The organism is Pseudomonas sp. NBRC 111130, from assembly GCF_001320485.1.
In the GTDB taxonomy this organism is placed as follows: domain Bacteria; phylum Pseudomonadota; class Gammaproteobacteria; order Pseudomonadales; family Pseudomonadaceae; genus Aquipseudomonas; species Aquipseudomonas vlassakiae.
Map to the genome: position 1 here is coordinate 40981 of NZ_BCBG01000028.1, position 25515 is coordinate 66495.

Here is a 25515-nt window from a genome sequence, read left to right on the forward strand (position 1 = left end):
TTACTCAGTCACCTTGCCGAGCTGCAGCGCCTGGCCGTCGTGCCACCAGGCCGCCAGGCTGAACACATCCGGGACCTTGAGGATGCTGAAGTGGTCGCCCGGGCCCTGCCACAGCGCCAGTTGCGGCATCAGCGCCTGCCAGCCGGCTTGCATCGCTGCCTGCTCGCGGGCGTTGCCGGCCGTGTTCAGGCTCGGGTCGTCCACCAGCACCAGCCCTGCTGGCCCGCTGTAGTTCATGCGCGGCTGGTAGCGGGTGCGCAGCGCCGTGGCGAAAGTCCGCACCGTGCCATCCAGCGCCCGTGGCGCCGAACGGGCCGGCAGCAGGCCGATGCGCACCATCGCCGCGTGCAGCTGACGCAATTGCTCGTCGTCGCTGGCCTGGGCGAAAGCCTGCGGCTCGATGCCCAAGGCCTTGCCGGTGGACAGCTGCAGCGCGTGTATCAGCTTCTCCAGCGCCTCGCCGAAGGTGTACGGCCTGCCACATGAGCCCGCTTCACCCGGCGCCTCGCTGTCGATCAGGGTCAGCGAACGCACCTGCCGCCCCTTGGCCTCGAAACGTGCCGCCATGGCGTGCGCGACCCAGCCCCCGAACGAATGGCCGACCAGATTCAGCGGCCCTTGCGGGTACAACCCTTCGATGGCCTGGACATGGCAGTCGGCGGCGGCCTCCACGGCACTGTGCGGCACCCGGTTGCCATCCAGGCCCCGCGCCTGCAGGCCGTACACTGGCCAGTCCGGGCCCAGCGCCTCGGCCAGGCCGATGAAGCTGGTGACGCTGTCGCCGGCACCGGGCACGCAGAACACCGGGGCATGCCCCGGCTGCCCGCTCTGGATCGCCACCAACGGCTGATAGCTCGGCTGCTCGGCACGCCCCTGCAGCTGTTGGAGCACCCGGGCGATCGCCTCACCCAGCGTCGCAATGTGGGGTGCCTGCATCATGCTGCGGTGATCGCCGGGGACACCGACTTCGAGCAGCACCTGGGCCGGCAATGTCTCGCGCCAGCCCAGGCTCGCCACGCTGTCGCTGCCTTGCTCGGCGCGGAACAGATGCACCGGTATGTCCAGTGGCGCCAGGCGGTAATGGGCCATGGCATGACCGTGGGCCAGTTCACGCTCGAAGTAGTCGCGCAGCTGCACATCGCTCATGCTCGACCACAAGCCGTAGAGCAGGTGGTGTTCGCGGCAGCTGGCGAGCAGGCTGGCGAAATCGCTTTGCTGGGCCTCCAGGCGCTGCAGTTGCGCCAGCGGCGCATTCCCGGCTTCGCCCTGGGTGCGCCAGAAGCTGTTGCAGGTGAGCAGCAGCTGGTTTTCCACGGCGCGCGGCCCCTGCCAGCGGGCCTTGCCCTGGTCGGCCAGGCGGGGCACGTAGGTGTCGATCAGGCCGAGGAACTCGACCCCCTCGTCCGCGCCCAGCAGCTGGTTGGCCATTTCGAAGGCCAACACGCCACCGAACGACCAACCGGCCAGGCGATACGGGCCATGGGGCTGGACCTTGCGCAACTGCGCAATCTGGTAGCGTGCCAGGCACTCCAGCGTGCGCGGTTGTGCTTCGCCACCAGGGATACCCGGCAGGCCGTAGATCGGGAAATCACCCGGCAGGTGCTGGCCCAGCACCGGGAAGTAGAAGTCCAGGCCGGTGAATTCGTGGACCAGGAACAGCGGCGTCTGTGATCCGCTGGCGCGCACCGTGACAATGGTCTGGGCGTGTGCGCTGCAGCTGGCATCCAGATGCCGGGCCAGCGCCGCCACGCTGGGCTGCTGGAACACGTCGTTGATCGCGGCCGCCAGGCCGGCCTTGCCAAGTTTGTCGATCAGGCGAATCGCTGCAAGCGAATGACCGCCCTGTTCAAAGAAGTTGTCGTGGCGCCCTACCCGTTCCACGCCCAGCAACTCGCACCAGATGCTGGCCAGCAGGGTTTCGGTGTCACCCTCTGGTGCTTCGTAAGGGCGGTCCTGAACGGCATCGGGCGCCGGCAGCGCCTTGCGGTCGAGCTTGCCGTTGGGGCTCAGCGGCAAGGCGTCGAGGTGCATGAACTGCGCCGGGACCATGAACTCCGGCAGGTGCGCGAGCAGTGCCGTGCGCAGGGTTTCCACGGTTTGCGCGGTGCCGGTGTAGTAGGCGATCAGGCGCTGGTCGCGGGCGATCACCACGGCTTCCTTGATGCCTGCGATGGCGGTGAGGCCAGCCTGGATTTCGCCCAGCTCGATGCGCAGGCCGCGGATTTTCACCTGGTCGTCGTTGCGGCCCAGGTATTCGATATTGCCGTCTGGCAGGTGGCGTGCGAGGTCGCCTGTGCGGTACAGCCGACCGCCTGGGCGGAACGGGTCGTCGATAAAGCGTTCGGCGGTGAGTTCGGCGCGGTTGAGGTAACCGCGGGCGACCTGCACGCCGCCGATGAACAGCTCGCCGGCCACGCCTTGGGGTACTGGCTGGCCCTGGTTATCGAGCACGTACAGGGTGGTATTGGCGATGGGTTTGCCGATCGGGGTGTTGTCGGGGGCGGTCAGGCAGTGCCAGGCGCTGACATCCACGGCGGCTTCGGTGGGGCCGTAGAGGTTGTGCAGTTCTACTGCTGGCAACTGCGCGTGGAAGCGGCGCACCAGACTGCCCGGCAAGGCTTCACCGCTGCACAGTACCCGCTTCAGGGCCTGTGCCTGCCCCAAGACCTGCACAGTCTCTGTGGGAGCGGGCGTGCCCGCGAAGAAGTCGACGCGGTTTATGGCACCGGCTTCGCCGGTGTTCGCGGGCATGCCCGCTCCCACAGGGGAAGTGGTCGCTGCTGAAGACAGGTATACATCCAGCATCGAGGGGACGAAGTGCAAGGTGGTGATGCTTTCGTTCTGGATGACCTGGCGCAGGTACTCGGGGTCGCGGTGTCCGCCTGGGCGGGCCATGACCAGGCGGGCGCCGGTCTGCAGTGGCCAGAGGAATTCCCACACCGAAACGTCGAAGCTGAACGGGGTCTTCTGCAACACCACGTCATCGGCGCCCAGCTGATAGGCGTCCTGCATCCACAGCAAGCGGTTCACTACGCCGGCATGCTCGTTCATCACCCCTTTTGGCAAGCCGGTCGAGCCTGAGGTGTAGATCACGTAGGCCAGATGACGTGGCGTCAATCCAACGACAACAGGGTTGTCAGCCGATTGATTGCTCCAAGTCGGCTGATCCAGATCGATGATCTGCCCGGCATCCGGCACATGGCGGGTCGCCCCGTGCACCAGCACCGCCACCGGCGCGCTGTCGGTCAACATGTGACGCACGCGCTCGGCCGGGTAATCCGGATCTACCGGGACGTAAGCGCCCCCGGCCTTGAGGATCGCCAGCAGCCCGACCACCATCGACAGGCCACGTTCGACGCAGATCGCCACCCGATCATCCGGTTTGACGCCCAGGGCGATCAGGTGATGCGCCAGGCGGTTGGCCTGTTGGTTGAGCTGGCGATAGCTCAGTTCACCCGCTTCAGCCCGCACGGCAAGCGCATCCGGCGTCCGCGCAACCTGCGCCTCGATCAGGCCATGCAAGGTCTGCTCAAGGTTGTAATCGACTGCCGTGTCATTGAATGTCAGCAACAGCCGCTTGCGCTCGTCGGCATCGGGCAACCCGGTGTGGGCCGGAACGGCGTGCTCGCCTTCGGCGAAGGTCCACAGCAGTTGTTCCAGATAACCCACATAGCGCTCGACGGTGGCCCGTTCGAACAGCGCAGTGGCAAACACGATGCCGCCGCTGAAGCCATCGGCGCCCTCGCCCATGCTCAGGCTCAGGTCGAACTTGGCGATGCGCGCCTGCCCGCCCAGCGCCGTCACCGCCAGATCACCCAGCTCCAAGGCCTGGCGCTCGGGCGTGGCATCCCAGTCCAGCGACACCTGGTACAGCGGCGTATGGGCCAGGCTGCGCTGTGGGCGCACGGCCTCGACCACCTGCTCGAACGGCAGGTCCTGATGGCCCTGGGCTTCGAGCACTGCGGCCTTGACCCGCGCCAGCAGCGTGGCCACCTGCGGTGAGCCCGACGTGTCCACGCGCAAGGCGATGGAATTGACGAACATGCCGATCAGTCCCTCCACCTCCGCCTGCCGGCGGTTGGCCAGCGGCGAGCCGATCACCACTTCATCCTGGCCGGCCAGGCGTGTCAGCAACACCGCCCAGGCCGCCATGAACAACATGTACGGGGTCACGCCCTGGGCCCGGCACACGGCCTTGAGCTCCAGGCTCAGGCGTGGGTCCAGGCTGAGCGCCACGCTATCGCCGGCATACTGCTGGCGCTCTGGCCGTGGTCGGTCCCACGGCAGGCTGAGCAGGGTTGGCGCACCGCTCAGCCGGCCACGCCAATAGTCGGCCTGGCGCTGCAGGGCTTCAGCGCTCAGCCAGCGCCGCTGCCACAGTGCATAGTCCAGATACTGCACCGGCAAAGGCGGCAACGGGTCGTCGCGATCGGCGCTGAACGCCTGGTACAACGCGCCCAGCTCCTTCACCAGCACCGCCAGCGACCAGCCATCGGCGACCAGGTGGTGCACGGTCAGCAGCAGGATGTGGTGATCGTCGGCCCGCTGCAGCAAGCAGCCACGAACCGGCAAGTCATGGTTCAGCGCAAAGGGCTCGCTGGCGTGCAGCTCGACCCGTTGCGCCAGCGCCTGCTCGTGCAGATCGCGCGCATCTTCCAGGGCTAGCTGGAAACCGCGCGCGTCCGCGGCCAGCACCACACGCGGCTCGCCGTCCTGCTCCACAAAGTGGCTGCGCAGGCTCTCGTGACGCTCGACCAGTCGCCGCAGCGCCCGCTCCAGCGCCAGCGCATCCAGCGTGCCGCGCAGGTGCAGGCCGAGGGGGATGTGATAGGCCGCGCTGCCGCCGCTGATTTGCGCCAGGAACCACAGGCGCTGCTGGGCGAACGACAGCGGCAGGCTGCCCAGCCGGGGGGCCGGCTGGATCGCCGGCAAGGCACGCTCGGCATGGCTGCCCAGGCTGGCGGCCACCGCCGCCAGGCTGTCATCGGCGAACAGCTCACCCAGCGCCAGCTCCAACCCGAGGCGCTGACGCACCTGGGCGAGCATGCGCATGGCCAGCAGCGAATGGCCACCCAGCTCGAAGAAGCGATCCTGACGCCCGACCTGCTCCACCTGCAGCAGCTCACCCCACAGCTGGGCCAACAGCGTTTCGCGCTCACCCTGCGGTGCCTCGTAGGCCGCCGCGGCAAAGTCCTGCGGGCCAGGTTGCGGTAGCGCCTTGTGATCGAGCTTGCCATTGTTGGTCAGCGGCATCCGCGCCAGGGCCACATAGGCCCCCGGCAGCATGTAGTCGGGCAGCCGACCGCGCAGGAAGCTGCGCAGTGCATTGGCGTCCAGCGCCGCATCGTGGCGGGTGAACCAGGCGACCAGCCGCAGTGGCCCTTGCCCGTCCGCCAGCGCCGACACTTGCACGTCGCCAATGCCCGGGCACTGCGACAGCTGTTGCCTGATTTCCCCCAGTTCAATGCGGAAGCCCCGGATCTTCACCTGGTCATCATTGCGGCCCAGGCATTCCAGCTGGCCGTCAGGCTGCCAGCGCACCAGGTCGCCGGTGCGGTAGAGCCTGGCCCCGGGGCGCTGGCTGAACGGGTCGTCGATGAAACGCTCGGCGGTGAGTTCAGGGCGATTGAGGTAACCCAGCGCCACCCCATCGCCACCGATGTACAGCTCGCCGACCACCCCACGCGGCACCAGCTGGCGATGGGCATCGAGCACATAGACCTGGGTGTTGCCGATGGGGCGGCCAATCGGCACCTGAGTGGCATTCGGTGCCAGCCCCTGAACGGCACACGTCACTGCAAACGTCGTGGTCTCGGTCGGCCCGTAGCCATTGATCAGGCGCAAGCCCGGCGCCTGCTCCAGCATGGCGCGGAAGGCAGCAGGCTCGGCACGCTCGCCGCCGCTGATGAGGATGCGCAAGCCAGCCAGCGCCTCGGGCAGTAGCTGCACGTACTGGTTGAACAGCGCCGTGGTCAGGAACAGCACGGTGATGCCGTCCTTCGCCAGCGCCCTGGCGAAACGCTGGGGGTCGATCAGCGTCTGGTGATCGACCACCCGCACCTGTCCGCCATTGAGCAGCGCGCCCCAGACGTCCATGGTGCTGGCATCGAACGCCGGGTTGGAGGCAAAGGCGATGCGGTCCTGGGCATTGAAGTCGGCATAACCATTGTTCAGTACCAGGCGGGCGATGCCACGGTGCGGCACGCACACGCCCTTCGGCTGGCCAGTGGTACCCGAGGTGTACATCACGTAGGCGGCGCTGCCGGCATCCTGCGCCAGGCCTGGGTCATGCCCGGCTTGCGGGTCGAGCATCAACGTGTCGAGGTCCAGGCGACGCACCGGGAAGTCCGCCTCAATCGCGGCCAAGGTAAGCAACACGACAGCTTGGCAGTCTTCGACCATGAAGCCCTGGCGCTCGACCGGGGCATGCACATCCAGCGGCACATACACCGCCGCACACTTGAGCACCGCCAGTTGCGCCACCAGCAAGGGCAGCGAGCGCGGCAGCAGGATCGCCACGCAGGCGCCAGGCGCGACGCCTTCGGCGATCAGGTAATGGGCCAGGCGGTTGGCCTGCAGGTTGAGTTCGCCATAGCTCAGCGCCTGCTCGCCATGCACGGCCGCCAGGGCCAGTGGCTGGCAGGCTGCACGCTGCTCGAACAGCTGGGCGACGCTGAGGTCGCGGGGGTAATCCGCCGTCGTGGCATTGAAGGTGTGCAGCAGCGCCTGGCGCTCGTCTTCGCCAATCAGCTCGACCCGCTGCAGCGGCGCCTGGTCGTTGCCAACCATGGCCCACAGCAAGGTTTGCAAGTAACCGAGGTAGCGCTGCGCGGTGATCTCGTCGAACAACGCTGTGGCGTACTCCAGGCTGCCGGCCACGACGTCGCCGTGCTCGCCCAGGTTGAGGGTGAGATCGAACTTGGCCACCTGCGCGGCCTGTGCCACGGCTTCGAGCTGCAAACCTTGCAGCTGCAAGGCCGCGCCCTGGGTCGCCTGCCAGTTCAAGGTCGCCTGGAACAACGGCGTGTGGCCAAGGCTGCGGGCCGGCCGGACGATCTCGACCACCTGTTCGAACGGCAGGTCCTGGTGCGCCTGGGCCGCCAGCACCCGGGCCTTGACCTGTTCGAGCAACGCCTCGGCAGTGGCCGCTGAGCCGCTGTCGATGCGGATGGCCAGGGTATTGACGAACAACCCCGCCAACGCCTCGAGTTCAGCGTGGCCACGGCCGGCCACCGGGCAGCCGATCACCACCTCCTGTTGCCCGGACAACCTGGCCAGCAAGGTGGCCCAGGCGCCCAGCACGGTCATGTACAAGGTCACCCCATGGCGCTGGGCCAGGGTGCGCAGGCCGGCCGCCAGGCGCGGGGCCAGTTGCACGGGCAGGCTGGCCCCGGCGAAGTCCTGGCGCTCGGGCCGTGGCCGGTCGCTCGGCAGTTTCAACAGGCTGGGCGCGCCGTCCAGCGCCTCGCGCCAGTAATCGGCCTGGCGCTGCAATTGCTCGCCGGCAAGCCAGCGCCGCTGCCACACCGCGTAGTCGCCATACTGGATGGCCAGTGCCGGCAGCGGGTCTTCCAGGCCTTGGCGCAGAGCCGGATACAGGGCGCTCAGTTCGCGCGTCAGTACCCCCAGCGACCAGCCGTCGGCCACGATATGGTGCACGGTCAAGGCCAGCACATGCTGTTCGGCCCCCAGGCGCAGCAGCCGCGCCCGCAACAACGGCCCGTGGGCCAGATCGAAGGGCCTGCCGGCCTCTTCGCGCAGCTTGCCGGGCAAGGCATCCGGGCCAATCTCTTCGCGCTGGAACCAGCCCGCGCCGGCGCTGGTGCCAATGATCACCTCGGCGCTGTCGTCGCGCGGCACGAAATGGCTGCGCAGGGTTTCATGGCGCTCGACGATGCGCAGCAGCGCGCACTCCAGGGCGTCGTCATCCAGCGGCCCGCGCAGGCCCAGGGCCAGCGGCACGTTGTAGGCCTGGTTGCCGCCGTCCATCTGCGCCAGGAACCACAGCCGCTGCTGGGCGAACGACATGGGCAATGGCTGCTCGCGGGGGACCGGCACGATCGCCGGCAACGTGCTGCGCCCGGCCCCCGCCAGCACCGCGGCCACTGCCGCCAGTTCGGCATTGGCGAACAGCTCGGCCAGGGTCAGCTCCACGCCCAGGCGCAGGCGCACCTGCGAAACCATGCGCATGGCCAGCAGCGAATGCCCACCCAAGGCAAAGAAGTGGTCACGCCGCCCTACCCGCTCGACTTGCAGCAGTTCGGCCCAGATCTGCGCCAGGGCCTGCTCCAGTTCGCCCTCGGGGTCCTCATAGCCCTGCTCGAACAGGGCCGAACGCTCGGGCCTGGGTAAGGCGCGGCGGTCGAGCTTGCCGTTGGCGGTCAGCGGCAAGGCCTGCAGCTCGACGAACGCCACCGGCACCATGTATTCGGGCAGGTGTGCCTGCAACTGGGCGCGCAGGCTTTCCGGGGTAGCCGCCTCGACGTCGGGCTGGGGGGTAAAGTAGGCAACCAGGCGCGGCTGACCGGGTTGGTCCTCACGGGCCAGCACCACGGCCTCGTTGATACCCGCCAGACTGGCCAGGCGGCTCTCGATCTCGCCCAGCTCGATGCGCACGCCACGGATCTTCACCTGGTCATCGTTGCGCCCCAGGTACTCGAGGGTGCCATCGGCCAGCCAGCGCACCAGGTCGCCGCTGCGGTACAGGCGCCCGCCTGCGCTGAAGGGGTCATCGAGAAAGCGTTCGGCGGTCAACTCAGGGCGGTTCAGGTAACCCCGGGCCACCCCTGCACCGCCGATGTACAGCTCGCCCGGCACCCCCAGCGGCACCAGTTGCCGGTGCGCATCGAGCACGTACAGGCGCGCGTTGTGCACCGGCCGGCCGATATGCAGCACCCCGCCCGCCTCGACCACGCCAGAGCTGGCCACCACGGTGGTTTCGGTCGGGCCGTAGTTGTTGACCACGGCAAAGCGCTGGGTACGGTTGAACTGGCGCAGACGGTCGCCGCCGATCAGCAGGGTGCGCAGGGTCGGGTGTTCGAGCTGGTGGCTGAAGGCATATTCGGCCACTGGCGTGGGCAGGAAGCTCACGTCAAGGGGTTGGCCGCGCCACCAGGCGAGCATGGCGTCGAGGTCTTCGTTGCCTTCGGCGGGCGGCGCCAGGTGCAGCGTGGCCCCCGCGCACAACGCCGGCCACACCTCCCAGGCCATGGCATCGAAGCCGAAACCGGCCAGGCACGAAGTATGGCGACCGTGGCACAGGTCGAAGGCGCGGCAGTGCCAGTCGACCAGGTTGTTGACGGTGCGGTGCTCGACCATCACCCCTTTGGGCTGGCCGGTGGAGCCTGAGGTGTAGATGACGTAGGCCAGGTGGTTGGCCTCCAGTGTCGCCACGCTCGGGTTGCCGGCCCGGGCCGGCCAGTCTGGCTGGTCCAGCAGCAGCACCGGCACTGCGACGGCCCCCAGGCGCCCGCGCAGTGCCTGCTGGGTAAGCACCACCAGCGGGGCGCTGTCGCCCAGCAGGTAGTGCACCCGCTCATCCGGGTGCGCCGGGTCGATGGGGACATAGCCGGCACCGGCCTTGAGCACGGCCAGCAGCCCGACCAACGTCTCCAGCCCTCGGCGGGCGAGCACCGCCACACGGTCATCGGGGCGCACGCCCAGCGCAATCAGCCGGTGCGCCAAGGCATTGGCCTGGTGGTTGAGTTCGGCATAGCTCAATGCCTGCTCGCCGCAACGGGCGGCGACGGTGTCCGGGTGCGCTTGCGCCTGGTTTTCGATGCGCCGGTGCAGGGTCAGCGTCGCCTCGAAGCCGGCCGCGTAGTCATTGAACCCTTCCAGCAGTGCATGGCGCTCGCTGTGCGGCAGCATCGGCAGCGCCAGCACCTGGGCCTCGGGCGTCTGCAGCAGGCTTTCCAGCGTCTGCTGCAGGTAGGCGCAGACACGCTCGGCGGGCACCTCGGCGCTGGCCAGCAAGGTCAGGCGGAAGGCTTCACCCAGGTCATCGACACTCAAGGTCAACGGGTAGTTGGTGGCCTCGGCGGAGTCGACGATATCGATGCCGGCCAACGCTGCCCGGCGTGGCGCGGCTGCACCGGCCGGGCTATTCACAGGGCTATGGCGATAGTTGAGCAGAGCATTGAACAGTGGCGCCGGGGCCGCCACGCCGCTGCAACGCTGGGCCAGGGCCAGCGGCGCATGCTCATGGCGCATCAGCGCACTCAGGCGCTGGTGTGTGGCGCAGATGGCCGTCGGCAGGTCGCTGTCGCCCAGGTCGACCCGCAGCGGCAAGGTATTGATGAAGATCCCCAGTGCCCGGTCGGTGGCCTCGGCACCGAGCAGGCGGCCCATCAGCACCGTACCGAACACCACTTTCTCACGCCCGGTCAGGCCACCCAGCACCCGGCCCCAGGCCAGGTGGAACACACTGGCAACGCTCACGCCAAGGCTGCGGGCATGGGCGCGCAGGCGCTGGCAAAGGGCAAGCGGCAGGTCGATGGCGTGCTCTTGGTGGCTGTCGCCCTCGCCCTGTACGTCCTGGATGCCATAGGCCAGGGTCGCTTCGTCGATATCACCGAGCATGTCGCGGAAGAACGCCTCGTGCTGCGCCTGGCTGACCCCCAGCACCGCCTGCGCCACGTAGTTGCGAAACGGCACCGGCGTGCCCAGCTGCTGATCTTCGCCGCCGAGGAAGGCGATCAGCTCGTGGCGCACTACCTCCAGGGCGCTGTGGTCCATGGCGATATGGTGGAACTGCAAGGTGGCACTGAGCCTGCCATCGGCCTCGGGCGCCTCGCGCAACAGGCGCATCAGCGGGGCCTGGGTCAAGTCGAGCCAGGCACGCGCCGGGTCATCGGCAGGCAGCGCCAGCACCTGCAGCTCGGCATGCCGCCACACCACCTGCAGCGGCGCTTCCAGGCCTGTCCAGTGCACCGAGGTGCGCAGGATATCGTGCCGCGCGATCACCCCGCGCAGGGCCTGGGCGAACGCCTGCAGGCGCGCCTCGCTGGCGAACACGAAACGTGCCTGCATCACGTAGGGGTCGTGGCCGCTGGCGCTGGCGTGGTGGAACAGCATGCCCTGCTGCAGCGGTGCCAGCGGGTAGATGTCCTGGACATTGGCCGCGCCACCGGGAATCTCGGCGACCAGCCGGTCGAGGGTGTCCTGGTCCAGCTCGACCAGGTTGACCAGCGCCGGGGTGATCCGCGTGCAATCCCGCGGGATCAGGTTGCCCGGCACGTGCACCGTGCCCTGTTTCACGGCTACGTATTCACCGCTTTCGATCAGCGCCACCAGCGCCGGCTTGTGTTCGCGCAGGCGTGCCACCAGGGTAGCGTCGGTCAGCGCCTGACGGTTGCCCTGGACCACCAGCTGGCCGTCCTTGAGCGCCAGCTGCACGTTGTTGGCCGAAAGTGTTGTCAGTAGTTGGTTGATACTCACAGGACGATCTCCATTCTGTCTGTGATGGCTGCATAGCCGGCCAGGGTCGGTTGCTCGAACAGCGCGCGCACATCGGCTTCCAGGCCTTGTTCGCGCAAGCGGGAGGTCAGGGTTACAGCCAGCAGCGAATGGCCACCCAGTTCGAAGAAGTTGTCGTGGCGCCCTACCCGCTCTACACCCAGCAGCTCGCACCAGATGCTGGCCAGCAGGGTTTCAGTGTCGCCTTCTGGTGCTTCGTAAGGGCGGTCCTGAAGGGCGTCGGGCGCCGGCAGCGCCTTGCGGTCGAGCTTGCCGTTGGGGCTCAGCGGCAAGGCGTCGAGGTGCATGAACTGCGCCGGGACCATGAACTCCGGCAGGTGCGCGAGCAGTGCCGTGCGCAGGGTTTCCACGGTTTGCGCGGTGCCGGTGTAGTAGGCGATCAGGCGCTGGTCGCGGGCGATCACTACCGCTTCCTTGATGGCATCGATGGCGGTCAGGCCGGCCTGGATCTCGCCCAGTTCGATGCGCAGGCCGCGGATTTTCACCTGATCGTCGTTGCGGCCCAGGTATTCGATATTGCCGTCTGGCAGGTGGCGTGCGAGGTCGCCTGTGCGGTACAGCCGACCGCCTGGGCGGAACGGGTCGTCGATAAAGCGTTCTGCGGTGAGTTCGGCGCGGTTGAGGTAACCACGGGCGACCTGCACGCCGCCGATGAACAACTCGCCGGCCACGCCTTGCGGTACCGGCTGGCCTTGGCCATCGAGCACGTACAGGGTGGTGTTGGCGATGGGTTTGCCGATCGGGGTGTTGTCGGGGGCGGTCAGGCAGTGCCAGGCGCTGACATCCACGGCGGCTTCGGTGGGGCCGTAGAGGTTGTGCAGTTCAACGGTGGGGAGTTGGGTGTGGAAGCGGCGCACCAGGCTGCCTGGCAAAGCCTCGCCGCTGCACAGTACCCGCTTCAGGGCCTGCACCTCTCCCAAGATCTGCACAGTCCCTGTGGGAGCGGCGGTGCGGCGATCCGACGTGCCCGCGAAGAAGTCGACGCGGTGCATGGCACCGGCTTCGCCGGTGTTCGCGGGCATGCCCGCTCCCACAGGGGACGTGCTCGCTGCTGAAGATAGGTATACATCCAGCATCGAGGGGACGAAGTGCAAGGTGGTGATGCTTTCGCTCTGGATGACCTGGCGCAGGTACTCGGGATCGCGGTGTCCGCCTGGGCGGGCCATGACCAGGCGGGCGCCGGTCTGCAGTGGCCAGAGGAATTCCCACACCGAAACGTCGAAGCTGAACGGGGTCTTCTGCAGCACCACGTCATCGGCGCCCAGCTGATAGGCGTCCTGCATCCACAGCAAGCGGTTCACTACGCCGGCATGCTCGTTCATCACGCCTTTGGGCAAGCCAGTGGAGCCTGAGGTGTAGATCACGTAGGCCAGATGACGTGGCGTCAATCCAACGACAACAGGGTTGTCAGCCGATTGATTGCTCCAAGTCGGCTGATCCAGATCGATGATCTGCCCGGCATCCGGCACATGACGGGTCGCCGCGTGCACCAGCACCGTCACCGGCGCGCTGTCGGTCAACATGTGGCGCACGCGCTCGGCCGGGTAATCCGGATCGACCGGGACGTAAGCGCCGCCGGCCTTGAGGATCGCCAGCAGCCCGACCACCATCGACAGGCCACGTTCGACGCAGATCGCCACCCGATCATCCGGTTTGACGCCCAGGGCGATCAGGTGATGCGCCAGGCGGTTGGCCTGTTGGTTGAGCTGGCCATAGCTCAGCTCACCCTCCTCAGCCCGCACGGCAAGCGCATCCGGCGTCCGCACAACCTGCGCCTCGATCAGGCCATGCAAGGTCTGCTCAAGGTTGTAATCGACTGCCGTGTCATTGAAGTCCACCAGCACCCGCTGGCGTTCCTCTGCCTCCAACACCGGCAGGCGCTGCAACAGCAGCTCCGGCTCATGCTCAAGAGCCTCGACCATGGCCGCCAGCACCTGGTTCATCTGCCCGCAGACACGTGCCGCGCCGACGTCGGCAGGTGTCATGGCGACCAGGCGGAAGCCCTCGCCCGTGTCATCCACGTTCAGGCCCAACGGGTAGTTGCTGCGCTCCTGGCTGGCCAGGTTGTCGATCCCCTCGGTCGCCTGCTTGTGGCGGGCCGTGGCCACCGTACTGTGGCGATAGTTGAGCATGGCACTGAACAGCGGCAACGGCGCGGCCACACCGCTGCAACGCTGGGCCAACGCCAGCGAGGCGTGCTCGTGGGCCAGCAATGCGCTGAGGCGCTGGTGCGCGGCATGGGCGCCCTCGCGCAGGCTGATGCCGCCCAGGTCGATGCGCAACGGCAAGGTGTTGATGAACATGCCCAGTGCCCGCTCTGCGCCTTCGCCGCCTTGCAGGCGACCCAGCAGCACGGTGCCGAACACCACGCGGTCCTTGCCACTGGCCGCACCCAACAAGCGCGCCCAGGCCAGGTGGAACAGGCTGGCGACGCTGATCCCCAACTGCCGCCCCTGCTGACGCAGGCGCTGGGCCAGGTCAGCGTCCAGCCACAGCTGGGCCTCCTCGATATCGCGGCCATCACCCTGTACATCACTCAGCCCGAACGGCAGGGTCGGTTCGTCGATATCGCCCAGTTGCGTGCGGAAGAACGCCTCGTGCTCGGCCTGGCTGATGCCCAGCCGGGCCTGCGCCACGTAGTTGCGGTAAGGCACCGGTGCATGGGTGGGCTCGCCGCCTTGCAGGAAGCCGATCAACTCCTCGCCGACCACCTCCATGGCCGTGTGGTCGAGGACGATGTGGTGGAACTGCAAGGTGGCTTCGATGCCTGCAGCCGTCTCGCGATGGTGCAAGCGGATCAACGGCGCCTGAGCCAGTTCAAGCCAGGCATTGCCGGTATCCCCCTCGAACACCCCGAGCGGTGCCTGGCGCCACACCACCTGAACCGGCTGTGGCAGGCCTTCCCAAAGCACGGCCGTACGCAATACGTCGTGCCGGGCAATGACCTTGTCCAGCGCGGCTGCGAAGTCGTCGAAATGCGCGCGGCTGGCAAAGGCGAAGCGTGACTGCAGCACATAGGGGTCATGCCCGACGGCGCTGACATGGTGATAGAGGATGCCCTCCTGCAGCGGCGCCAGTGGGTAGATGTCCTGCACGTTGGCAGCACCACCCGGCACCTGGGCGACGATACGGTCGATGGCCGCCTGCTCCAGCGCCACCAGCGGCAGCATCGCCGGGGTGAGGTGCTGGCAGTTGGCCGGGATGAGGTTGTCCGGCACTTGAACCTGCTGTGCCTGGCCCAGGGTGGCAGCCAGCGCGGCAACGGTCGGCTGGCCGAACAGCGTCCGCACATCGACCTGCAGGCCTTGCTGGCGCAAGCGCGCCGTCAGGTTCACCGCCAGCAGCGAATGGCCGCCCAGTTCGAAGAAGTTGTCATGGCGCCCGACCCGCTCGACGTTGAGCATCTGCGCCCACACCTGCGCCAGGGCGGTTTCCACCGGACCTTGCGGCGCCACATAGGCCTGGCAGGCAAGCAGCGCCGGGTCCGGGTCTGGCAGGGCCTTGCGGTCGAGCTTGCCATGGCTGGTCAGCGGCAAGGTCTCCAGGCGAATGAACGCCAGCGGCAGCAGATGCGCCGGCAAGCTGGCTTGCAGCGCCTCGCGCAAGGCCCCCACCGCCACCGGTGCGGCCTCGGTGAACCAGGCCAGCAGGCGCTCGTCACGGACCAGGACCACGGCATCGGCAACCCCCGGCTGCGCAGCCAGTAGCGCCTCGATCTCGCCCAGTTCGACACGCACACCGCGGATCTTCACCTGGTCATCGTTGCGGCCCAGGTAGTCGAGGGCGCCATCGGCGTTCCAGCGCACCAGGTCGCCACTGCGATACATACGGCCACCCGGGTGCTCGCTGAACGGGTCGGCGAGGAAGCGCTCCTCGGTCAACTGCGGACGGTTCAGGTAGCCACGGGCGACACCGGCGCCGCCGATGTACAGCTCGCCTACGGCCCCAACTGGCACGGGCTGGCGGCGCTCGTCGAGCACATAGGCACGGGTGTTGCCGATCGGCCTGCCGATATGCAGCGCGCCACCCGCTTGCAGCAGCCCGGAGGTGGCGACCACGGTGGCCTCGGTCGGGCCGTAGTTGTTGACCAGGGCAAAGCCTGGGTCGCGCTCGAACTGGCGCAGGCGGTCACCGCCGACCAGCAAGGTGCGCAAGGTCGGGTGCTGGCGCTCGCGGCGCAGCGCCTGTTCCGCGACCGGAGTGGGCAGGAAGCTGACCTGCAGCGGTTGTTCCAGCCACCAGTCGAGCAGTTCGTCGACATGCTCGCCGGCAATGCGCGCTGGCGGCAGGTGCAGCACGGCTCCGGCGCACAACGCCGGCCACACTTCCCAGGCCACGGCATCGAAGCCGAAACCGGCCACGCTGCTGGTGTGGTTGCCAGCGCCAAGGGCAAAGGCGTCGCAGTGCCAGTGCACCAGGTTGGCCAGGGTGGTGTGTTCGACCATCACCCCCTTCGGCTGGCCGGTGGAGCCGGAGGTGTAGATCACATAGGCCAGCTGCTGCGCCTCCAGGCCGGCGACCCATGGATTGCTGCCCGCCTGGGCCTGCCAGCCGTCAGCTTGCAGGTCGACACGCGGGGTATCGCCAACCAGGGCCCGGGTGCCAGCGTCGGTCAGCACCAGCGCCGGTGCGCTGTCCTGCAATAGGTAGGCGATGCGCTCAGCGGGGTACGCAGGGTCTACCGGCACATAAGCGGCGCCGGCCTTCAGCACGGCCAGCAGTGCGACCAGGCGCTCAAGGCTGCGCGGCAGGCACACGGCTACCCGGTCGCCGACCAGCACGCCACGGGCGATGAGGTGATGGGCCAGGCGGTTGGCGCTGCGGTTGAGTTCGCCGTAGCTCAGTACCTGGCCGTCCTGCACCAGCGCGGCGGCCTGGGGTGACTGTGCAGCCTGGGCCTCGACCAAGGCATGCACCGTCTGCCCTTGCGGGTAATGCCGGGCGGTGGCGTTGAAAGCATGCAGTACCTGCTGGCGGGCCGGCAGGTCGAGAATCGACAACGCGTCCACCGGGGTGTCGCCACCCTGATCCAGCGCCTGGCTCAACTGTGCCAGTGCCTGCGCCATCCACAGCGCGACGCGTTCGGCGCCGATCCCCTGTTGGGCCAGGACACTGAGGGTGAAGCCTTCACCCAGGTCATCGACGCTGAGGGTCAGCGGGTAGTTGCTGCGCTCCTCGCCGCCCAGCAGGCGCACACCCTGCACGCTGGCATCGTCGGCGGCCGGGCCGCCAGCGCTGCTGTGGCGATAGTTGAACAAGGCGCTGAACAGTGGCACTGCCGCGGCCACGCCACTGCAGCGCTGGGCCAGCGCCAGCGAAGCGTGCTCGTGGCCCAGCAGCGCCGACAGGCGCTGGTGGGTGGCACGCACGGCCTGTTGCACCGGCGCGCTCAGGTCGATGCGCAGCGGCAGGGTGTTGATGAACACGCCCAGTGCGCGATCGGCACCCTCGCCGCCTTGCAGGCGGCCCATCAGCACGGTGCCGAACACCACGTCGGTGCGGTTGGCCAGCACCCCCAGTACCCGCGCCCAGGCCAGGTGTGCCAGGCTCGCGGCGCTTACCCCCAGGCGCCGGGCCTGCTCGCGCAGCTGGCGGGCCAGCGTGGCCTCAAGCGGCAGGCGCGCCTCGTTGATGGCTTGGCCATCGCCCTGCACATCGGCCAGGCCGAACGGCAAGGTTGGCTCATCGAGGTCGCCGAGCATGTCGCGGAAGAACGCCTCATGAGCGGCAGCGTCAGCCCCCAGGCGGGCCTGGGCGACGTAGGTGCGATACGGCACCGGCGCCGCCAGCTGGCCGGCCTTGCCCGCGAGCAGCTGGCGCATCTCTGCGGCGATCACCTCCATCGCGGTGTGGTCCAGGGCCAGGTGGTGGAACTGCAGGATGGCCACCACGCGCTGGTTGGCCGGGTCGTCGGCATACAGCAGGCGCATCAACGGTGCCTGGGACAGGTCCAGCCGCTGCTGGCGCGCATCGAAACGCGCCTGCAAGGCATCGATGACCGAGGCCCCTTGCAGGTCGTCGACCGCCGTCACTGCCATGCGTGCTTCACGCCAGACCACCTGCACCGGCTGTTCCAGCCCCTCGGTCAGCACGGCCGTGCGCAGGATGTCGTGGCGGTCGATGACCTGCTGCAAGGCCGCGGCCCAGGCCTGCAGACGGGCCAGGCTGTCGAAGGCCAACCGCGACTGCAGCAGGTAGGGGTCGCCCTGCCCGGCACTCAGGTGGTGATAGAGAATGCCCTCCTGCAACGGCGCCAGCGGGTAGATTTCCTGCACGTTGGCAGCACCACCCGGCACCTGCGCGACGATACGGTCGATGGCGCCTTGATCCAGCTCGATCAGGCTGAGCATGGCCGGGGTGATCTGCCGTGCATCCTGTGGCACGCGGTTATCCGGCACCTGGACTTCACGGCCGCTGCCCACTGCTGCGGCCAGCGCCGCCAGGGTCGGCTGGGCGAACAGCACGCGCACATCGGCACTCAGGCCGGCCTTGCGCATGCGCTCGATCAAGGTCACCGCCAGCAGCGAGTGGCCGCCAAGCTCGAAGAAATGGTCATGGCGGCCCACCTGCGAGACCTTGAGCACGTCCGCCCAGATTGCCGCCAGGGTGGTTTCCACCGCGCCCTGTGGCGCCTCGAAGGCGCGGCTGAGCACGGCGTCGCTGCCCGGCTGCGGCAAGGCGCGGCGGTCGAGCTTGCCGTTGGCGGTCAACGGCAAGCTCTCCAGCACCACATAGGCCGCCGGCAGCATGTAGTCGGGCAACTGGCCTTGCAGCCGGGCATGCAGCTCGGCTATCGCCGGGGCGCCCGCGCTGGCGGTGAAGTAGGCCACCAGGCGCTTGTCGCCCGGCTCGTCCTCGCGCAGCACGACGGCAGCCTCGCGAATGCCGGCGCACTCCGCCAGGCGCGCCTCGATCTCGCCCAGCTCGATGCGGAAGCCGCGCAGCTTGATCTGCTGGTCGGCGCGGCCCAGGTAGCGCAAGGTGCCGTCGGCCTGCCAGCTGACCAAGTCGCCGCTGCGGTACATGCGCGCGCCCGGCTGCGGGCTGAACGGGTCGTCGAGGAAGCGTTCGGCGGTCAGTTGCGGTTGGCCGAGATAACCCAGGGCAACGCCATCGCCACCGATGTACAGCTCGCCGACCGCCCCAACCGGCAGCGGCTGCCGACGGGCATCGAGCACGTAGCAGCGGCTGTTGCCGATGGGCTTGCCGATCGGAATGCTGCCCTCACCCACCTCGCGGATTTCGTGGGTGGTGCTGAAGGTGGTGGCCTCGGTCGGGCCGTAACCATTGAGCAGGTGCTTCGGCGCACCGTCTCGCAGTACCCGGGCAATCACGGCCGGGTCCAGCACATCACCGCCGACCATCAGGTAGCGCAGCCTGGCCAGCGCCGGCAGCAAGTCATCGGCAAACTGCTGGAACAACCCGGCCGTGAGCCACAACACGCTCACTTCCTGCTGCAGCAAGGTATCCCTCAGGGCCTGGCGTGACAGCACCTGGTGCTGATCGATGACCACCAGGGTGCCGCCGTTGAGCAGCGGTGCCCAGACTTCCAGGGTACTGGCGTCGAACGCCGGGTTCGAGGCGAATGCCACCCGGTCCTGGTTGCTGAATTCGGCAAAGCCGTTGTTGACCACCAGGCGCACGATGGCCCGGTGGGGCACCTGCACACCTTTCGGGGTGCCGGTGGAGCCAGAGGTGTACATGATGTAGGCCGCGCTTTCGGCGCTTGCCGGCACGCCTGGCGAATGTGCCGGGCAACGCTCCAGCGCCAGCTGATCGAGTTCGACCCGCAGGGCCTGGCCAACCTGATGTTCGCTGCTGTAGGTCAGCAGCACACGGGCCTGGCTGTCGGCGATCATGAATGCCTGGCGTTCGGCCGGGGCATTGCTGTCCAGCGGCACGTACACCGCCGCGCACTTGCTAGCCGCCAGTTGTGCCGCCAGCAGGTCGAAGCTGCGCGGCAGCAGCAAGGCAACGCGATCACCCGGCTGCACGCCCAGCGCCAGCAGGTGATGGGCCAGCCGGTTGGCATGCTGGTCGAGTTGAGCGTAGCTGTATTGCCGGTCACCGTGCACCACGGCCAGCGCCGCCGGGCAGAGTGCGGCATGGGCGCCAAACAGCGTGTGGACGGCATGCTCGCGTGGATAATCGCGGCGGCTGGCGTTGAAGCCATGCACTACCAGCTCGCGCTCGGCGGGTGCCAGGCAGGTGAGCTGTTGCAGCGGCGTGCCAGGGGCGTGCTGCAGGGCTTGCGCCAGCTGCTCCAGAGCCGTGGCCAGCAGCCGGCAGACCTGCGCCCCGTCCACGCTCTCCAGCGCCTGCACGGTGAGCACGAACGCATCGCCGACATCGTCGACGTTGACCACCAACGGATAGTGGCTGCGCTCATGGGCGGCCAGTTGCTCGATACCCTGCCAGGCCTCGCTCAGCTCGGCCTTGGCCGGTGCACTGTGACGGAAGTTGAGCAGGCTGGTGAACAGTGCCTGCCCGGCCGGCACCGCACTGCAACGCTGAGCCTCGGCGAGCGACCCCTGCTCATGGGCAAGCAGGCGGGCCAGGCGTTGGTGGGTCAGGCGCACAGCGTCGCTGACCGCCGCCGTGCCGACACTGACGCGCAGCGGCAAGGTGTTGATGAACATGCCCAGCGCCCGTTCGGCGCCTTCGCCACCCTGCAGGCGGCCCAGCAGCACGGTGCCGAACACCACCTCCTCACGCCCGGACAGCTGCGCCAGCACCAGTCCCCAGGCCTGGTGTACCAGGCTGGCAACGCTGATCCCCAGCTGTCGGGCCTGTTCACGCAGGCGTTGGCCCAGGCCGGCATCCAGTGCCTGGCGGCTGTCGAGCACACGGCTGCCACCGCTGTGTGCTTCGCGCAGGCCGAACACCTCGGTGGTCTCGTCGATATCGCCCAGCAGCTCGCGGAACATCGCCGCTGCTGCCTGGCCGGTGTTGCCCAGGCGTGACTGGGCCACATAGTTGCGGTAGGGCACGCTGGCGTGCAAAAGCGGCCGGCCCTGCAGTACGGCGGTGATTTCCGCGACCAGCTGCTCGACGGCAGCGTGGTCGAGGATGATGTGGTGGATCAGCAGCGTTGCTTCGACACGCGCGTCGGTTTCGCTGCGCAGCAGGCGAATCAGCGGCGCCTGGTTCAGGTCGATGCCGGTGCTGCCTGCCTCGCGGCCAAGCCTGGCTTCTCGCCACACCACTTGCACCGGCTCTTCAAGGTGCTGCCAGTGGATGCTGGTACGCAGGATGTCGTGGCGGGCAATGACCTGATCCAGGGCAGCGGCGAACGCGTCGAGCGTGGCCGGGTCAGGGAAGGCGAAGCGCGCCTGCAGCACGTAGGGGTCGGCGCCTTCGCTGGCCAGGTGGTGGTAGAGAATGCCTTGCTGCAGCGGGGCCAGGCCGTAGAGGTCCTGGACATTGGCGACGCCGCCCGGGATCTGTGCAGTCACGCTGTCGATGGACGCCTGTGACAGGCTTGCCAGTGGCAGCATGTCCGGGGTGATGCGGGTGCACGCTTGGGTAATGCGGTTGCCCGGCACCTGCACGGCGTTTGCAGTGCCCACCGCCGCCGCCAGCGCGGCCAGGGTCGGCTGGCCGAACAGCACGCGGATATCGGCATGCAGGCCTTGCTGGCGCAGGCGCGAGGTCAGGGTCACCGCCAGCAGCGAATGGCCGCCCAGTTCGAAGAAGTTGTCGTGACGCCCTACCCGTTCCACGCCCAGCAACTCGCACCAGATGGCGGCCAGCAGGATTTCGGTGTCACCCTCTGGGGCTTCGTAAGGGCGGTCCTGAAGGGCGTCGGGCGCCGGCAGTGCCTTGCGGTCGAGCTTGCCGTTGGGGCTCAGCGGCAAGGCGTCGAGGTGCATGAACTGCGCCGGGACCATGAACTCCGGCAGGTGTGCAAGCAGTGCCGTGCGCAGGGTTTCCACGGTTTGCGCGGTGCCGGTGTAGTAGGCGATCAGGCGCTGGTCGCGGGCGATCACCACGGCTTCCTTGATGCCTGCGATGGCGGTGAGGCCAGCCTGGATTTCGCCCAGCTCGATGCGCAGGCCGCGGATTTTCACCTGGTCGTCGTTGCGGCCCAGGTATTCGATATTGCCGTCCGGCAGGTGGCGTGCGAGGTCGCCTGTGCGGTACAGCCGACCGCCTGGGCGGAACGGGTCGTCGAGGAAGCGTTCGGCGGTGAGTTCGGCGCGGTTGAGGTAACCACGGGCGACCTGCACGCCGCCGATGAACAACTCGCCGGCCACGCCTTGCGGTACCGGCTGGCCTTGGCCATCGAGCACGTAGAGGGTGGTGTTGGCGATGGGTTTGCCGATTGGGGTGTTGTCCGGGGCGGTTACGCAGTGCCAGGCGCTGACGTCCACGGCGGCTTCGGTCGGGCCGTAGAGGTTGTGCAGTTCTACAGTGGGTAGCTGTGCGTGGAAGCGGCGGGCCAGGCTGCCGGGCAAGGCTTCGCCGCTGCACAACACGCGCCGCAAGGCGTACACGGTCCCTGTGGGAGCGGCGGTGCGGCGATCCGACGTGCCCGCGAAGAAGTCGACGCGGTGTATGGCACCGGCTTCGCCGGTGTTCGCGGGCATGCCCGCTCCCACAGGGGAAGTGCTCGCTGCTGAAGATAGGTATACATCCAGCATCGAGGGGACGAAGTGCAAGGTGGTGATGCTTTCGTTCTGGATGACCTGGCGCAGGTACTCGGGATCGCGGTGGCCGCCAGGGCGGGCCATGACCAGGCGCGCGCCGGTCTGCAGCGGCCAGAGGAACTCCCACACCGATACGTCGAAGCTGAACGGGGTCTTCTGCAGCACCACGTCATCGGCGCCCAGCTGATAGGCGTCCTGCATCCACAGCAAGCGGTTCACTACGCTGGCATGCTCGTTCATCACGCCTTTGGGCAAGCCGGTCGAGCCTGAGGTGTAGATCACGTAGGCCAGATGACGTGGCGTCAATCCAGCGACAACAGGGTTGTCAGCCGATTGATTGCTCCAAGTCGGCTGATCCAGGTCGATGATCTGCCCGGCATCCGGTACATGCAGAGACGCCCCGTGCACCAGCACCGCCACCGGCGCGCTGTCGGTCAACATGTGGTGCACACGCTCGGCCGGGTAATCCGGATCGACCGGCACATAGGCGCCCCCGGCCTTGAGGATCGCCAGCAGCCCGACCACCATCGACAGGCCACGTTCGACGCAGATCGCCACCCGATCATCCGGTTTGACGCCCAAGGCAATCAGGTGATGCGCCAGGCGGTTGGCCTGTTGATTGAGCTGGCGATAGGTCAGTTCACCCTCTTCTGCCCGCACGGCGAGCACATCCGGGGTACGCGCAACCTGCGCCTCGATCAGGCCATGCAAGGTCTGCTCAAGGTTGTAATCGACTGCCGTGTCATTGAAGTCCACCAGCACCCGCTGGCGCTCCTCGGCCTCCAATACCGGCAGGCGCTGTAGCAGCAGTTCCGGCTCATGCTCCAGTGCCTCGGCCATCGCCTCCAGCACCTGGTTCATCTGCCCGCAGATCCGCGCCGCGCCGACCTCGGCCGGGGTCATGGCGACCAAGCGGAAGCCTTCGCCCATGTCGTCCACGTTGAGGCTCAGTGGGTAGTTGGTGCGCTCCAGCCCGTCGAGCACTTCGATGCCTTGCCAGGCCTTGCGCTGCTCGGCATTGGCCTCGGCACCATGGCGGTAGTTGAGCATCGCGCTGAACAGTGGCAGCGGCGCGGCCACGCCGCTGCAGCGCTGGGCCAGTGCCAGCGAGGCGTGCTCGTGGGCCAGCAGCGCACTGAGGCGCTGGTGGGTGGCCTGCGCCGCCTCGCGCAGGCCGACGCTGCCCAGGTCGATGCGCAGCGGCAAGGTGTTGATGAACATGCCCAGCGCCCGCTCGGCGCCTTCGCCGCCTTGCAGACGCCCCAGCAGCACGGTGCCGAACACCACCGTGTCCTGACCGCTGGCGGCGCCCAGCAGGCGTGCCCAGGCCAGGTGGAACAGGCTGGCGACGCTGATGCCCAGCACACGGGCCTGATGGCGCAGGCGAGTGGCAAGCGTGCTCGGTAGCGTCAGTTTCACTTCCTGCATGTCACGGCCGTCGCCCTGGACGTCACTGAGGCCGAACGGCAGGGTCGGTGCGTCGATGTCGGCCAATTGCGTGCGGAAGAATGCCTCGTGTTCGGCCTGGCTGATGCCCAGGCGGGCCTGGGCCACATAGTTGCGGTAAGGCACCGGGGCGTGGGCTGGGGCTGGAGCGCCCTGGAGGAAGGCCTGCAGCTCTTCGCCGACCACTTCCAAAGCGGTGTGGTCGAGCACGATGTGGTGGAACTGCAGGGTGGCGTCAACTGCGCCATCACCCTGGGTATGGAACAGTCGGATCAGCGGCGCCTGGTCCAGGCGCATCGTCGGCAAGCTGCCGTCCAGGGCGCCCGCCAGCACAGAAGGCACTGTGCGCAGGACCACCTGCACCGGCTGCGGCAGGCCCTCCCAAAGCACTGCGGTGCGCAGCACATCATGGCGGCCGATGACTTGGTCGAGGGCGCTGGCGAAGGCCTGCAGGCGTTCGAGGCTGGCGAAGCGCAGGCGCGAGTAAAGCACATACGGGTCGTGCCCGGCCGCGCTCAGGTGGTGATAGAGAATGCCCTCCTGCAACGGCGCCAGCGGGTAGATATCCTGCACATTGGCAGCGCCGCCCGGCACGCTGGCGACGATCCGGTCGATGCTGGCCTGGTCGAGATCGATCAGGCTGAGCAGCGCCGGGGTGATGTGGCGGCAACCCGCCTGGATACGGTTCTCAGGCACCTCGACCTGTTGATCGTGCCCCAGGGTTGCCGCCAGGGCGGCGATGGTCGGCTGGCCGAACAGGGTACGCACATCCACCTGCAGGCCCTGCAAGCGCAGGCGCGCCGTCAGGCTCACGGCCAGCAGCGAGTGGCCGCCCAGTTCGAAGAAGTTGTCGTGCCGCCCTACGCGCTCCACGCCCAGCAGCTCGCTCCAGATCGCCGCCAGCAGGGTTTCGGTGCCGCCTTGCGGCGCCTCGAAGGCACGCTGCTGCAACGCGGCGTCAGGGGCTGGCAGCGCCTTGCGGTCGAGCTTGCCGTTAGGGGTGAGCGGCAGCTGGCCGAGGTGAATGTACTGCGCTGGCACCATGTAGTCCGGCAGTTGCGTCAGCAGCGCCTGGCGCAGGGCATCCGCCGCGTGCGGCTCACCGGTGTGATAGGCGACCAGGCGGGCATCGAACGCCAGCACCACGGCTTCGCGCACCCCGGCAATACGGGTCAAGCAGGCCTCGATTTCGCCTGGCTCGATGCGCAGGCCGCGAATCTTCACCTGCTGGTCGTTGCGACCGAGGAACTCAAGGTTGCCATCGGCGCGCTGGCGCACCAGGTCGCCACTGCGATACAGCCGCTCACCCGCCACGAACGGGCTGTCGATGAAGCGCTCGGCCTGCTGTTGCGCCAGGCCCAGGTAGCCACGGGTCACGCCGGCGCCACCGATGTGCAGGTGCCCGGCCACGCCCCACGGCACCGGCTGGTCGCGGCTGTCGAGCACATACAGCCGGGTGTTGTCGATCGGACGGCCGATCGGCAGCGTGCCGCCTGGCAGCGCCGCGTCGGCTTCCAGCGTCCAGGCGCTGCAGTCGACGGTGGCCTCGGTGGGCCCGTAGACGTTGTGCAGGCGCACATTCGGCAGGCGCGCCCGCACTTGGGCGGCCAGCGCTTCGGTCAGCTCGCCACCGCCGCAGACGATGTCGCTCAGGCTGGTGCAAGCGCTGGACTGCGCCTGTTCCAGGAACTGCTGCAGCAAGGCCGGCACGAACTGCACCACGTTCACCTGCTGCTGCTGGATCAAATGCGCAAGGTATTGCGCATCTCGCTGGCCATCCGGGCGCGCAAGCACCAGGCGCAGGCCGCTGCACAAGGGCCAGAACAACTCCCATACCGAGGCATCGAAGCTGATCGGGGTCTTGTGCAGCACGCTGCCGGCGCCGGCGCACAGGCGCTGGCTCCAGTGCAGCAGATTGACCACGTTGCGGTGCTCGACCATC

At 67.9% G+C, this 25515-nt stretch carries 2 protein-coding genes (1 of these 2 only partly in view); both read right to left on the reverse strand.

Features of this window, described 5'->3' with window-relative positions; all coding sequences use genetic code 11:
- Positions 1 to 11439, reverse strand: a complete 11439-nt coding sequence (locus APH33_RS14585; protein WP_054885823.1) for a non-ribosomal peptide synthetase — start codon at positions 11437 to 11439, stop codon at positions 1 to 3.
- A protein-coding gene (locus tag APH33_RS27830; protein WP_054885824.1) for a non-ribosomal peptide synthetase crosses the window boundary here: on the reverse strand, positions 11436 to 25515 show its 3' portion. It continues 8417 nt past the right edge of the window; the window shows 14080 of its 22497 coding nt (coding positions 8418–22497); its start codon lies beyond the right edge, outside the window; it ends in the stop codon at positions 11436 to 11438. The genes APH33_RS14585 and APH33_RS27830 overlap by 4 nt, the downstream gene beginning before the upstream one ends.